Source organism: Nocardia sp. NPDC058497, assembly GCF_042720195.1.
GTDB lineage: Bacteria > Actinomycetota > Actinomycetes > Mycobacteriales > Mycobacteriaceae > Nocardia.
In genome coordinates this window covers 6,690-20,553 of the sequence record NZ_JBHXMY010000030.1, presented here as the reverse complement: position 1 = coordinate 20,553, position 13,864 = coordinate 6,690, and the positions used below count along the sequence as shown (strand labels likewise).

Genomic DNA, 13,864 nt, shown 5'->3' with positions numbered 1-13,864 from the left:
CCCCGCCGCCGCCGCGCGGGCGTCGAGGCGCCCCCCGCCGGCGCCCCCGCCCGCGCGGCCTTCGGCGCGGGGGCCGCCTGGCTGGGTACCCGGGGCGCGCTGACGCTGGCAGACGGTGACGCGGGCGGCTGGGCCAGCGATCCCGAGGCGGGCGAGGCGCTCTACGACATCGACCGGCCGGTGGTGTTCGCCCTGTTCCGGCCGCCGCGGGCGCTGCAGCACCTGCACAGCGTGCGCGGTCTGCTCGCCGACGACACCGAGCAGGCGCCCGCCGAGCAGGCCCGCCGGGTGCGCCGCGCCCTGGTGGAGCGGCCCGTCGTGTACCTGGAGGACCTCCCGCCCGCCGAACGTGCGCTGCTCGGCCAGGACCGCCTGGTGGGTGAGGTCGAATACTGCACGGGTCTGCGCGCCGAGCGCCGCGCCGAAGGGGTCGCGCTCATCGACACCTCGGGCAGATTGTCCGACACCCGCTTCCCCGGCACCGGCACCCTCGCGCAGGTGGCGCTGTTGCTCATCGGTGAGATCGCCGACGCGGTCCTCGACATCGACAATCCGGTGCCGCACCGCCCCGGCCCCGCCGACGAGGACGCACTGCTCGACCAGCTCGACGCGGCCATCCCCGAGGCGGGCGTGTTCGCCCCGCTCGCCGAGGACGCCGAAACCCTCGACACCACAGCGGATTCCCTCGACGCGGACCTCGAGGACACCGGGCCGGTCACCTACCCGTTCCTCGAGGACACCTGGGTGCGCGGCACCGTCACCGCGCTGACCGACCGCTACGGCGCGACCTTCGCCGCGCAATGGCAGGCCGACGTCGGCGGGCTCACCACCGAGGTGCTCGCCCTGCTCACCAGATTGCGGCTGATCCGGCCGGTCGAGGGCGGGCTGCTGGTGCTGCCCGCGCTGGCCAGGTACCGGGGCGCGGTGGTCACCGTGCGGGTCCGGCAAGCCGAGGAATTGTTCGTCACCGCCGTCGGCACCGACGGCGGCAGCACCGAAACGGGAGGGAACTGAGGAGATGTCGCTCATTCACGGCGGAGTGCGTTTCGTCCCGACCCGCGCGGGCATCGTCAACCTGTGGGACTACCGCGACCAGGAGTTCTGTTTCGCCGACGGCCGCCTGGTGCTGCGCGGACCCAACGGGTCGGGCAAGACCAAAGCCCTGGAAGTGCTGTTCCCGTTCGTGCTCGACGGGCGGATCGAACCGCGCAGGCTCAACCCGTTCGCCGGTGAAGAACGCACCATGAAGTCGAATCTGCTGTATCGCAAGCAGGAATCGGCCTACTCGTATGTGTGGATGGAGTTCGCGCGCGGCAGCTGGGACGATCCGGAAGTCGTCACGGTCGGTATCGGCATGCGCGCGACCCGGTCCTCGGACAAGGTGACCCGCTGGTACTTCGTCGCCGACGGTCGCGCGGGCGTCGACTTCTCCCTCATCGGCCCCGACGACCGCCCGCTGACCCGCAAGCAACTCGCCGAGCAGATCGGCAGCGACGCCATCGTCGACCGGCCGGTGGAGTACCGCGCCGCCATCGACGCACGCATGTTCGGACTCGGCGTGCAGCGCTACGACCAGCTGATCAACCTGATCCTCACCCTGCGCAGGCCACAGCTGGCCAAGAACCTCGACCCACGCGGCCTCTCGCAGGCGCTGACCGACGGCCTGCGCCCGCTCGACGAGCAGCTGATCCTGGACGCGGCCCGCTCGTTCAGCGATATGGAGGAGGTCGGGCGCACCCTCGACGGGCTCGTCCAGGCCGACACCGCGACCCGTCGTTTCGTCGACGTGTACCGCAAATACCTTGCGGTACAGGCGAAGACCGATGTCGACCAGGTCCGCACCCGGCTCGACGCGGTGACCAACGCCTCGACCGCCCTGTTCGCGGCCACCGCCCTGCGCACTCGCCGCGACGCCGACCGCACCGAAGCCGAGACCAGGGCCGAAGAGGCCGACCGCGCCTACGAACAGGCTATCGCCGACCGCGAGAACCTGCAGAGATCCAGCGCCTACGAGGGCAAACAGCAGCTCGACGACCTCGCCGACGCGGTCCGCAGGCTCGAGACCTCCGCCGCCGTACACCGCGACAAGGCCGCCGAAGCGGGCCAGACCCTCCAGCGCCGCGCCGAAGAAGCCGAGCGGGCCGCCGAAGCGGTGCGCACCGCCGCCGCCGCGCTGGTCCGGGGCGAGGACGCCCTGCGCGCCGCCGCCGAAGAAGCCGGCATCGAGTGGATGGCACCGAGCGCCGACGGCCGCGGCGACCAGATCACCGCCGCCGTGCGCGGGCACGCCGAGGAACGCGATGCCGACGTCCGCGCGGTACGAAAAGCATTGAGCCGCTGGGAATCCCTGGCCGCCGACCGCACCCGCGCCCAGCGCCTCGCCGAACGCGCCGTGGAACTGCGCGACGCCGCGGCCGCCGAAGTCGCCCACGCCGAAGCCGCCGTCACCCTGGCTCGCACCGAATCCGCTGCCGCCCTGCGCACCTGGTGGCAGACCAACTCGGCGGTCTTCGCGCCGATTACCACCGGCTCCGGAGGCGCCGACGTACCGCTCGTCGCCGATTCGAATCGGCCCGGTCTCTTCGCCGCCTTGGAATCGGCTGTCGCCGCGGCGGGCACCGAGGACGCGCCGTCCGCGCACGAGGTGCTGGCCGAGTATTGCGAGCCCCTGCAGGAGCAGATCCGCACCCGCCGTCAGGAAGCCAAGGCCCGCGCAGCGGCTGCCATCGCCCGCCGGGAAACCCTGGTCGCCGAGCGCAAGAAAGTGGCCGCCGAACGCGACGACGCGCCGCCGGTGCACCCGACCGACTCCCGCGAGCGCGGCAACCTCCCCGGTGCGCCCTTCTGGCGATCCGTCCGCTTCTCGGACACGACGACCCCGGCCGAAGCCGCGGGCATCGAGGCCGCCCTCCAGGCCACCGGACTGCTCGACGCCTGGATCTGCGATCCGGCCCTCGTCCCGGACACCGACGGCGTCCGCTACTTGCTTCCGCTGCCCGTCGCCGATCGCCCGAGCGGCCGCACCCTCGCCGAAGTCCTTGTCGTCGAGGAGAATTCCGACGACCTGTCGATCCCGACCGCAACGGTCGCCGACGTCCTCGCCTCGATCGCCCTCGACGACGCATCGGCATCGGCCCGTACTGCGCCGGCATCCGCCACCGACGCGACGGTGGATGCGGGCGCGACGACCGATGCGACCACGTCGGCGGATGCGACAACCGGGATGGGTTCGACCCAACTCCAGCCTCTCCGCGTCCCGCTGGCCTCGGTGGGCGACATGGCCCCCGTCGTCATCGGCACCTCCGGTGTCTATCGCCACGGTCTCCACGTGGGCCGCCACACGAAGCCCGAGGCCGAATTCCTCGGTGCGACCGCGCGTGCCCGCCGACGGGAACTGCGCCAGGCCGAGCTCGATGCGGCGATCGACGCAGCGACCGCTGAGGCCGACGCGGCGAAAGCCGAGGAAGCCACGGCCACAGCCGAATTGGCGGCCATCAGCGCGGCGACCAAAGCGCTCCCCCGTCCCTCCGCGATCACCTCGGCCCTGCGCGCGGTCGCCGAGACCGCCGGTCTCATGCGGTCCAGGTCCGAGGCCGTCACTCAGACCGAACGCGAACTCGATCAGGCGGTCGGCGAAGCCACCGCGATGGACAAGAAGCTGCGCGCCACCGCCCAGGCGCACCGCACCCCGACCGAGGCGCGCGAACTCGATGCGCTGGCCGCCGCGATCCGGCACTTCGAGAACACCGGCACCGGACTGCTGCGCCTGCGCGCCGAGCACGAGCGGGAGCGCGAACGCGAACGCGAGGGGGCCGACCGCCACGACGAGGCGCGGGCGCTGGCCGAGGCCTTCGCCGAGGAGGCCGAGGCAGCGCGGCTCGGATACACCGAGCAGCACCGCAAGCTCGAGACGCTGCGTGAGGCGCTGGGTGCGAGCGCCGCGGATATCGATCGGGAACTCGAGGCCGCGCGCTCCGCGATCGAAGCGGCCAAGGCCGAGCAGCGGGCCGCCCGCAAGGCCGCCAATGCCGCGATCGAGGCCGTCGGCGATGCCGAGGCCGCCTATCGCACCGCCAACGAAGCCCTCGCCACCGCCCTCACCGAGGTGCTGGCCGAGGTGCGCTCGCTGGCGCCCTATGCCCGGCCCGACCTGCTCAGCCTGCTCGGCGCGTCCGTCGAGCACCGCTGGCCGAGCACCGACGCCGCCTGGTCGACGCCGGAACAGCTGCAGTACCGGATCGTCGCCGCGGGGCCGGAGACCGATCCGGTGGTGCTGCCCGACGAGGTGGCCGCCCTGTTCGCCGATCTCGACACCGCCACCGCCCAGGTGCGCGCCACCGAGGCCGGGCGCAAGTCCACTCGCTCGGCGGTCACCAGCGCGCTGCAGGAGTTCGACGCCGCGCTCACCGCCTCGGGCCGCGACTACCGGCTGCACTGGGACGCCGCCGACGGGCTCACCGTGGTGGCCGTGCACGACGAGAACGGCCAGGCCGCGCTCGCCGATTTCGCCGCCCGCATCGATGCCGCCCGCCGCGATCAGGAACTGCTGCTCACCGACGCCGAACGCCGCATCCTCGAGGACGCGCTGCTGACCGGCCTCGCCCAGCAGATCCACGAACGCACCAGCGACGCACGCGAACTCATCTCCCGCATGGGCGCGGAGATGAAGCAGCGCCGGATGTCCTCGGGCAACACCATCGGAGTGCACTGGGTACTTGCCGACGGCCTGTCCGAGGCCGCCCGCGCCATGTGCAAGCTGCTCGACCGCGACACCGCGGCGCTGAGCCCGGAGGATCTGGGTTCGGTCCGTGCCCATTTCGCCAGCGAGATCCGCGCGGCCCGCACCGCCCACCCCGAACGGTCCTACCCCGAGATCCTCGCCGCCACCCTCGATTACCGCACCTGGCGGGTGTTCTCGTTCACCCTCGTCAACGGCGACGGCAGCGAGGACAAGCTGACCGTGGCCCGGCACAGCGCGCTCTCCGGTGGCGAGCAGTCGGTCTCGCTGCACCTGCCGCTGTTCGCGGCGGCCCACGTGATGCTCGATTCCGCCGACCCGCAGGCCCCGCGCCTGCTCGCGCTGGACGAGGCGTTCGCCGGTGTCGACGACAACGGCCGCAGCGAATTGCTCGGCCTGAGTGTGCAATTCGATCTCGACCTGTTCATGACCGGCTACGACCTGTGGATCACCTACGGGCACGTCCCCGGCTGCGCCCACTACGACCTCGCGCATTCGACCGCCGAGAACACCGTCAGCGCGACGCTGCTCGTGTGGGACAGCGGCGAACTGCTGGCCGAACACGACGGCGGCGACCTCACCACCGCACTGGGCTCACCCAACCGGCGCCGCGTCCCCAACACGATCGAGGGCGGACTCACCCTGGAGGGCATGCCTGGCGAACCGGCGCCGGTGGGCTGACCACCCTCGGTTCGCCAACCATCCTTGACGCCACCACGCGGCCGCGAGAGCGTGGTGGCGAGGCCGCGCGCTCGGGCGTTCCGGCCTGTCGTGGTCGCCGCATTCACCGATGCGCTGAGTTCGCCGGAACTCGGCCGACCCAACCCGATGAAGGTGCCGGAAGTATTCGCCGGAATTGGTCGGTGGCCGTTGCTGGCCCGCCTGCGCCGGGGTCGCCATTCCCTCGAGCCGGCGCCGACCTTTCCCTGCCCACCGCGGGATGTGACCACCATGCAGCTACCCGTCCCCCTGCGGGACACCACCCGTCCGCTCGAAGTAGCACTCACCGACGCGGGCACGGGCCGTCGCTCCGGCATCCTGCGGGTCACCGGCGAACCGGGCGGTGGCATCGGGTTCGCCGATGGCCGGGTCATCGCCGTGAACACCTGCGGCGCACCAGGTTTCGAGGTTATCGACCACGGAGAGCAGCCGCTCGGGGCGGCCCGCACCCGCCTGCTGCGGATGACGGCGACCGTCGACGGCCTGTTCGCCATCGCGGCGGGCTGGATCGATCGCTGCCACTGGATCGACGCCGATCGGGAGGTCTTCGCGGGTGAGGACTCCGGCTACGAATCCGAGTGGCTCCTCGGCGAGACCGCACGCCGACTGGCCGCACTCGCCCACGCGGGCTTCTCGCCACACCGGAACCTGTTGGCGCTCACCGAGTTCGGCCGCTCGATCCGCGACGAGGATGACAGCGCCGCCATCCTGCGCTTGGTCGACGGCACCCGCAGCTGCCGCGATCTGGCGTTCCTGCTCGGCCGCCTGCTCTACCCGGTCACCGTCGAGGTCGCGCGCCTCCTCGCCTGCGAGCAGCTGACCATCCCTGCCCGGCCCGCCGGCCAACCACCCGCCACCGCCGGCGCGGGCATGGTCGACCCGGCACTCCCCCGCCGTCGCCGTGGCGCCAGCGGCATCAACGACACACTCCGGCCGCGCCCACCGCAGGCCGCTCCCCCGTCCACGACCGCCGTGGACGTGTCCGACTCTTCGCCACGGCGGAGAACCGAGAGGATCCCATGAACCCCAACGGCACCCCGGTCACCATGACCGAACACCTCGGCGCGACGGTGAAATCACTGCGCGCCGAGGTTCCCGACTGCGTCGCGGCGGGCGTCATCGACATGTCGACCGGCATGCTGCTGTCGGTGGAGACCGTCGACAACCACCCGCCGGAGGTCCTCGACCTGCTCGCGGCCGCCACCCTCGACCTGTTCCAGGGCCGCAATGTGGTGATGATCGAGGACATCTGGAAGGAGCGGCGCGGCGTCCGCAGCGATGACCACTACTTCCAGGAGATCCTGGTCAATTCCGACAACCTCACCCACCTGTTCCTGCGTGCCGAGAGCCGCGACGATCTGGTGGTCGTGGTGGTCTGTCGCAAGACGGTCAATGTCGGCATGCTCTTCGCCCAGTCTCGCCGGGTGCTCAAGGACGCGGGCAGGTTGTAGCACGGTTCATTCCAGCGCGGACGCGATGCGCTCCGCCAGCAGCCGCAACCTGGTGCGCAGTTCGGGCGAATCGTGCACACGGAAGCGCGCCCAGTGACATCAATTGCACCGCAAGCCATTCCGGGTCGTCGTCGCGGGTCTCGGTGAGCCTGCACGCGGTGTCGCCGTCGGCGGCGAGGCCGTCCACGGACTCGCCGAGCCTGCCCGCGACCCGCCGCAGCGGCGCGTCGATCGTCACGTCGACCCGGTATTCCGGTGTGCCCCAATCGGTCCGGTTGCCGCCCACGAATTCGGCGGCATTCGCGGCGGGCAGCGGCCGGGCGACGATGCGGGCGCCGGTGGGCTGCGGACCCTCGATGCGGTCGGCGCGAAAGCTGCGCCACGCTTCCCGGTCGAGGTCGTAGGCGACGAGATACCAGCGCCTGCCCGCCGCCGCGACGCCCACCGGTTCGACATGGCGGCGCGACTCCACACCGGCCGCGTCCCGGTAGCGCAGCCGCAGCCGTTCCCGGTTGCCCACCGCGGCGGCGAGGGTGGTCAGCACCTCCGGGTCGATCGTGGGCCCGGTGCCCGCGCGCACCGCGACGGCCGCGCCGACCACCCGCACCCGCCTGCGCAGTTTCGGGGGCAGCACCTGCTCGAGCTTGGTCAGCGCGCGCACGGAGGCGTCCTCGATGCCGGCGACGGCTTGCCCGGCCGCGACCCGCAGGCCGACCGCGACGGCCACCGCTTCGTCCTCGTCGAGCACCAGCGGCGGCAGCGCCGATCCGGCGGTGAGCCGGTATCCGCCGGTCGCGCCCATGGCCGCCACCACCGGATAGCCCAGCTCGCGGAGCCTGTCGACATCGCGGCGGACCGTGCGGTCGGTGACGCCGAGCCGTTCGGCGAGCTCGCTGCCCGGCCATTCGCGGGGCATCTGCAGCAGCGAGAGCAAACGGAGCAAGCGGGCGGCGGTATCGGTCATGTCGAAAATTCTGCCCCACATCTAGGACCGAAACTGTCCTAGATGGCTTCTACCGTAGTGAATACACCGACCGAGGAGTTCGCATGACGACCATTCGCCCCTTCCGTATCGACATCCCGCAGGCCGACCTCGACGACCTGCGCGACCGCCTGCGCCGAACCCGCTGGGCGGCGCCACTGCCGGGTGCGGGCTGGGACCGCGGCGTGCCGACCGACTACGTACGCGAACTCGCGCGGTACTGGGCCGAGGACTTCGATTGGCGCGCACAGGAATCCGCGCTCAACGAGTTCCCGCAATTCGTCACCGAGATCGACGGCCTCGACGTGCACTTCCTGCACGTCCGCTCCCCCGAGCCCGATGCGGTGCCGCTGCTGCTCACCCACGGCTGGCCGATGTCGTTCGTCGAATTCACCCGCACCATCGGCCCGCTGACCGATCCGCGAGCCCACGGCCTCGATCCGGCCCTCGCCTTCCACGTCGTGGTGCCGTCGGTCCCCGGCTTCGCCTTCTCGGCAGCGCCGCGCGACACCGGGATGAGCACGGCCAGGGTGGCGCGCATGTGGACCACCCTGATGGACCGCCTCGGCTACGACCGCTACGGCACCCAGGGCGGTGACCTCGGCGCCTACATCGCCCCCGAGATGGCGCTCGCCGCGCCCGAGCACGTCATCGGTGTGCATCTCGACGGCGGGATCGGGATGCCGACCGACGCCGACGTGCCGACGATGTCGGACGAGGACCTCCTGCAGTGGGAGGAGATGCAGCAGTGGATGACCGGCGGCATCGACCACCACACCCTGCTGCGCGCCGCCCCGCAAACCTTCGCACTGGGCTGGAACGATTCCCCGGTGGCACTGCTGGCGTGGCTGATGCAGAAATTCCAGGAGTTCACCCCGATGGCCGACCTGGCCGAGGATGTGATCGACCGCGACCACCTGCTCACCAACATCGCGATCTACTGGTTCACCCAGACCACCGGCACGTCGTCCTGGCCGATGTACAACGGACTGCGCGACGGCGGTTTCGCCTGGCCCACCGGCCAGAACCTGGTTCCGACCGGCGTCTACGGCGGCGGCTCACCCCTGATGCGCAAACTCGCCGACCGCGACAACAAGATCACCCACTGGCCGTCGGGCAACCCCGGCAACCACTTCGTCGCCATGGAGGAACCCACGGCCCACGTCACCGACATCCGCACGTTCTTCGCCGCCCTCCGCTGAGCCGCATCGAGCCGGGCACGCGTCACGCTGCCCGGCTCGGTCGGCTACCGCAGACCGGCCACGGAGGGGGTGCTGCCCAGCGTCACCATCGGATTCTTCAACCCCTGCTACCGATGGCTGGCGTCCGGTAGACGCGGCGGACATGACCCACCCGGAACGGTTTGCAACTCGAAATGCCAAAACTCGTTGTCGAATGTCCGGCACAGGCCCCAGCGGTTGCCGTTGGTTTCCAGCCACTGGGCGCCGACCTCGGGGCCGACGTCGACAGCGTGGCCGGAGACGTGAGTGGACTCCTCCGGAGGCAGGACCCAGCGCCGGGCCTCGTCGGGGCTGCCGTAGGTGGCGAGGCCGTCCTGCCACAGCATTTCCTGCTGCTCGTAGGTGCGGTAGCCGGAGGTGATCGACAGGGGTATGCCCTCGGCGTGCGCCTGCTGCTGGGCGAGGGTGTAGGCCAGGGCCAACGACGGGTCGAGGCCCTCGGTGCCCGCGGCGGACTGGAACTGCTCGCGCTGGGCCGTCGCGATCGGCTCGGCGGCAGCGACAGCGACAGCGAGCGCGGTCGTGGCGGCGGCCGTCGTCGTCACCACCATCCGGGCCGCCAGGCGGCCGAGCACGCGATTCATGCCCGGAGTCTATCTAGCCCGCGACCGTACGACCATCGTGCAGCCTCGCCCGGTCCACCTGACCGCAGTCCGAGAGAACATCCTCAGATCAGGCGAACACCTCGTCCACCGTCGCCGCCGTGAGAACTCGCCGACTCCACGCCCGAAGCTGGCTAGGCTCAGCAGCGCGCACCTTTTCTGCAACACCGCGAGAAGGCAGGCCGAACTTCACCTCCAGCAGCTCGAGCAATGCTTCAGCTCGACCTCGCGCCTCACCTCGCGCCTCACCCCGCGCCTCACCTCGCGCCTCGCCTTCAGCCCGAAGCCGCTCAGCTGTGGTCATCATGGCCTCCTTGGCTCGTGGTCCGAGGTGTCCGATCACCTGGTCGAACTCGGATTCGGGGGGATCGATGTCGATCAACTCTTCCAGGACGGTAGGAGCAGTCCACCGGCCACCGTTGCTGTGAACGACGATCGGAATAACCACCGGCAAGGTCTTTGCTTTAGGAAACTCACGCCGATGTTGATTCCAGATGTTGACGACGTACTCGAGCATTCGCAACGGCATGAACTGGTCATCGCACGACTGATGTTCCATCAGAACGTAGATATAGGCGCGGTGTCCAGCGAGCCTCGTGCGGTACAGCACATCGCTGTACCGGGACCGCAGTTCGGGGCTGACGAAACTGCAGGGCAGCAACTCCAGCTCGCTCCAGTCGATCAACGCCGAGAATCTCTCCGGGACCACCGCGCATATCTCGCTCGCAGCGGCGTCACGCTGCACCATGACGCGCCGGAAGTACGCATCGTGCGGGTTCGACGGAGGCTTGGCCACCCGGTGAAATTACGCCGCCCACCTGGCAACAAGCGAATCCACGAGGTGACTTACAGGGACGTGGCCCCGAGATCGTCTAGCGTGCCGACCGGAGCCTCGCAACGGCTCAGAGTATCCAGGTGGTGATTGGGTTCTGTCGGCGAGGAACAGACTTTCCGACCAGGCCCCGGAGTCGCGCTGTGCGGCGACACCAGGGCCTTCGACCGTTACCAAACCGTAGACGGCTACACGCGTTCCTTGGAGCGGGTGCGCACGCGCAGGGCGATGGGCTTGGAGGTTTCGGCGAAGAAGTCGTTGCCCTTGTCGTCGACGACGATGAAGGCGGGGAAGTCCTCGACGTCGATTTTCCAGACGGCTTCCATGCCGAGTTCGGGGTATTCCAGGACCTCGACGTTCTTGATGCAGTCCAGGGCGAGGCGGGCGGCGGGGCCGCCGATGGAGCCGAGGTAGAAGCCGCCGTGTTCGTCGCAGGCCTTGGTGACCTGGGCGGAGCGGTTGCCCTTGGCGAGCATGACCATGGAGCCGCCCGCGGCCTGGAACTGGTCGACGTAGGAGTCCATGCGGCCCGCGGTGGTGGGGCCGAAGGAGCCCGACGCGTAGCCCTCGGGGGTCTTGGCGGGGCCCGCGTAGTAGACGGCCATGTCGCGCAGGTACTGCGGCATCGGCTCGCCCGCGTCGAGGCGCTCCTTGATCTTGGCGTGCGCGATATCGCGGGCGACGACCAGCGGGCCGGTGAGCGAAAGCCTGGTCTTCACCGGGTATTTCGACAGTTCGGCGCGGATCTCGTCCATCGGGCGGTTGAGGTCGATCTTGACCACGTCGCCACCGAGGATGTCCTCGGTCTGCTCCGGAAGGTACTGGGCCGGTTCGGTTTCCAGCTGCTCCAGGAAGATGCCGTCCTTGGTGATCTTGGCCAGCGCCTGGCGATCGGCCGAGCAGGACACGGCGATGGCGACCGGGCAGGAGGCGCCGTGGCGGGGCAGGCGGACCACCCGCACGTCGTGGCAGAAGTACTTGCCGCCGAACTGCGCGCCGATGCCGAACTCACGGGTGAGCTGGAAGACCTCTTCCTCGAGCTCGAGATCGCGGAACGCGTGCCCGGTGATCGAGCCCTCGGTGGGCAGGTTGTCCAGGTAGTGCGCGGAGGCGTATTTCGCTGTCTTCAAGGCGAATTCGGCGCTGGTGCCGCCGATGACCACGGCGAGGTGATACGGCGGGCAGGCCGCGGTGCCGAGCGAGCGGATCTTCTCGTCGAGGAACTGGAGCATCCGCTCGGGGTTCAGGACGGCCTTGGTCTCCTGGTACAGGAACGACTTGTTGGCCGAACCGCCGCCCTTGGCCATGAACAGGAACTTGTAGACCGGATTGTCGGCGTCGCCCTCGGTCGAGTACAGCTCGATCTGCGCGGGCAGGTTGGAGCCGGTGTTCTTCTCGTCCCACATGGTGATCGGGGCGAGCTGGGAGTAGCGCAGGTTCAGCGTGGAGTAGGCGTCGAACACGCCGCGGCTGATCCACTCGGCGTCGTCGACACCGGTGAGCACGCCCTCGCTCTTCTTGCCCATCACGATCGCGGTGCCGGTGTCCTGGCACATCGGCAGCACGCCGCCCGCGGAGATGTTGAGGTTCTTGAGCAGGTCCAGCGCGACGAAGCGGTCGTTACCCGAGGACTCCGGATCGTCGATGATCTTGCGCAGCTGGCGCAGGTGCGCGGGCCGCAGGTAATGGCTGATGTCGTGGATCGCCGTCTCGGTGAGCAGCCGCAACGCTTCGGGCTCGACCTGCAGGAAGGTGCGGCCGTTGTGCTCGAAGGTGCTGACCCCCTCCGTGGTGAGCAAGCGGTACGGCGTGTCGTCGGCGCCGATCGGCAGCAGATCGGAATAGCGGAACTCCGGCGCGGTCACGAATCGCACTCCTCGGGTGGCTGGTCACAAAGCACTCGGAAGCCTATCGACCACCCGCACCCACCTGCTGGTTAGGCAACCCTATGTGACGCACGACAATTGCCTGAACCGAGATCGAGGTTGCACGTTCAACCCAAACGGTGCTACCCATTCTCCGGACGGTGGCGGGGCGTGCACCGTTCCAATCCGAAGCCTGCACCGGAGAATCTGGAGCTCGATCGTGACCGATCCACAGTGGCTCGATGATGTCGAAATGCGTGCCTGGCTGGGCTATGTCCGGACCCGCGACCTGATCGCCGCGGCGATCGGGCGTGACGCGGGCCGGGCAGCGAACCTCAGCTGGGTGGAGTACTCCGTGCTGGTCTATCTGGCCGACGCACCGGGTCAGCGGCTGACCTTCGCCGATCTGGCCTGCGCGCTCGAGTGGTCGCAGAGCAGGCTCTCGCATCAGATCACCCGCATGCAGAAGCGCGGGCTGGTGGCCAGGGAGACGATGCCGCACGATCAACGCCGCACCGTCGCCCGGCTCACCGCCGCGGGCGGGCAGCTCCTCACGACCGCGGCGCCCGCGCACGTGCGCAGCGTGCGGCGGCACATGATCGACGTGCTCGATCGCGGCCAGCTCGCCGCGCTCGCCGAGATCTACGACGTGCTGATCGACCATCACCGCAGTACGGAAAACGGATTCGGGCCGACCGGCCGCGGCAGTGCGACACAGCAGGCCAACGAGCCCGCCGCGGATCTGGCGTAGATGTCCACGGCGGTAGCGCCACCGGCTACGACCCGCTGCCGCCGCCTCCGGAATCGGGCCTGCCGTTCCCGAGACCGCCACGCTGGACTTTCCCGCCACTGTCCGGCACGCCACGGTCGTAGACACCCGTTCCGGACGGGCGGATGAAACTGCCCGCGGCCAGGGCGACGGCGGCACCGATCGCCGGGTACACCAGCGTGTCGGTGTGCTGATACCAGAAGCGGGCGTAGCGGCTGTCGGAGGTGTCGCAGAGGCCGTCGGCCACGCGGGTCGACGATGCCGTTTCCACGCAGATCCCGACGGCGGTCGGTTGCGCGGCGGCGCTGGTGGTCGAGCGGGCCGAGGTGGTGGTCGACGGCTTGGTCGTCGACGGCCGCACCGTGCTCGTCACCGGGGGTTTCGTGGTGGTCGCCGCGCGAGGTGACGGTGCGTCGGTGCCGCACCCCGCCGAGACGAGCGCCATCGCTACGACCGCGGGCAGCGTGCAGGACACGCTGCGCGACTTCATGACTCGGGCACGCCGACGCTCGCCCCTGGATCCCCCACTCACGATGTCCCCCTCGATTCGGTACCGAACGCCGACGATCCTAGCGGCGCACCGTGATCCACGTACCGCGAACGACCCCGGGGCGCGCGCGCCCACGGTCTGCGGGGCGGCGGCGCCCGGGGGGGGGTAGAGGGA

General features: G+C 70.0%; 9 protein-coding genes and 2 pseudogenes. 6 read left to right on the top strand and 5 right to left on the bottom strand.

Annotation, left to right across the window (positions count from 1 at the left end):
• From ACFWPJ_RS04020 to ACFWPJ_RS04005, 4 genes and pseudogenes are all read left to right on the top strand, one after another.
• Nucleotides 1-1,014, top strand: a pseudogene (locus ACFWPJ_RS04020) (DUF2398 family protein); the annotation flags it as partial.
• 4 nt (nt 1,015-1,018) lie between these two features.
• On the top strand, nt 1,019-5,419 hold the full coding sequence (locus ACFWPJ_RS04015; RefSeq protein ID WP_378846857.1) for an SbcC/MukB-like Walker B domain-containing protein: 4,401 nt from the start codon (nt 1,019-1,021) through the stop codon (nt 5,417-5,419).
• A 90-nt stretch (nt 5,420-5,509) separates the two neighbouring features.
• Nucleotides 5,510-6,481 carry a hypothetical protein gene (locus tag ACFWPJ_RS04010; RefSeq protein WP_378846854.1) on the top strand — a complete coding sequence of 324 codons (972 nt, stop codon included), beginning with the start codon at nt 5,510-5,512 and terminating at the stop codon, nt 6,479-6,481.
• Entirely contained in the window at nt 6,478-6,909 is a 432-nt protein-coding gene (locus tag ACFWPJ_RS04005) for a hypothetical protein (RefSeq protein ID WP_378846852.1), read from the top strand. The genes ACFWPJ_RS04010 and ACFWPJ_RS04005 overlap by 4 nt, the downstream gene beginning before the upstream one ends.
• 6 nt (nt 6,910-6,915) lie before the next feature.
• Here the strand turns inward: ACFWPJ_RS04005 and ACFWPJ_RS04000 are convergent.
• A pseudogene (locus tag ACFWPJ_RS04000) lies at nt 6,916-7,873 on the bottom strand (helix-turn-helix transcriptional regulator).
• An 83-nt stretch (nt 7,874-7,956) separates the two neighbouring features.
• Here ACFWPJ_RS04000 and ACFWPJ_RS03995 point away from each other — a divergent pair.
• Nucleotides 7,957-9,093, top strand: a complete 1,137-nt coding sequence (locus ACFWPJ_RS03995) for an epoxide hydrolase family protein (RefSeq protein ID WP_378846849.1) — start codon at nt 7,957-7,959, stop codon at nt 9,091-9,093.
• A 107-nt stretch (nt 9,094-9,200) separates the two neighbouring features.
• On the opposite strand, the gene ACFWPJ_RS03990 is transcribed toward ACFWPJ_RS03995, so the two are convergent.
• From ACFWPJ_RS03990 to ACFWPJ_RS03980, 3 genes are all read right to left on the bottom strand, one after another.
• On the bottom strand, nt 9,201-9,716 hold the full coding sequence (locus ACFWPJ_RS03990; RefSeq protein WP_378846847.1) for a M15 family metallopeptidase: 516 nt from the start codon (nt 9,714-9,716) through the stop codon (nt 9,201-9,203).
• Nucleotides 9,717-9,804: 88 nt separating this feature from the next.
• Nucleotides 9,805-10,530 (bottom strand): Rpn family recombination-promoting nuclease/putative transposase, encoded by a 726-nt coding sequence (locus tag ACFWPJ_RS03985; protein ID WP_378846844.1) that lies wholly within the window; start codon nt 10,528-10,530, stop codon nt 9,805-9,807.
• A gap of 224 nt (nt 10,531-10,754) precedes the next feature.
• Nucleotides 10,755-12,431, bottom strand: a complete 1,677-nt coding sequence (locus ACFWPJ_RS03980; protein ID WP_378846841.1) for a fumarate hydratase — start codon at nt 12,429-12,431, stop codon at nt 10,755-10,757.
• 220 nt (nt 12,432-12,651) lie between these two features.
• Between ACFWPJ_RS03980 and ACFWPJ_RS03975 the strand changes: the two genes are divergently transcribed.
• Nucleotides 12,652-13,182: a MarR family winged helix-turn-helix transcriptional regulator gene (locus ACFWPJ_RS03975; RefSeq protein WP_378846838.1), complete on the top strand. Its 531-nt coding sequence runs from the start codon at nt 12,652-12,654 to the stop codon at nt 13,180-13,182.
• A gap of 25 nt (nt 13,183-13,207) precedes the next feature.
• Here ACFWPJ_RS03975 and ACFWPJ_RS03970 read toward each other — a convergent pair whose 3' ends face one another.
• Nucleotides 13,208-13,690, bottom strand: a complete 483-nt coding sequence (locus ACFWPJ_RS03970; protein ID WP_378846835.1) for a hypothetical protein — start codon at nt 13,688-13,690, stop codon at nt 13,208-13,210.
• Nucleotides 13,691-13,864: the final 174 nt, after the last annotated feature.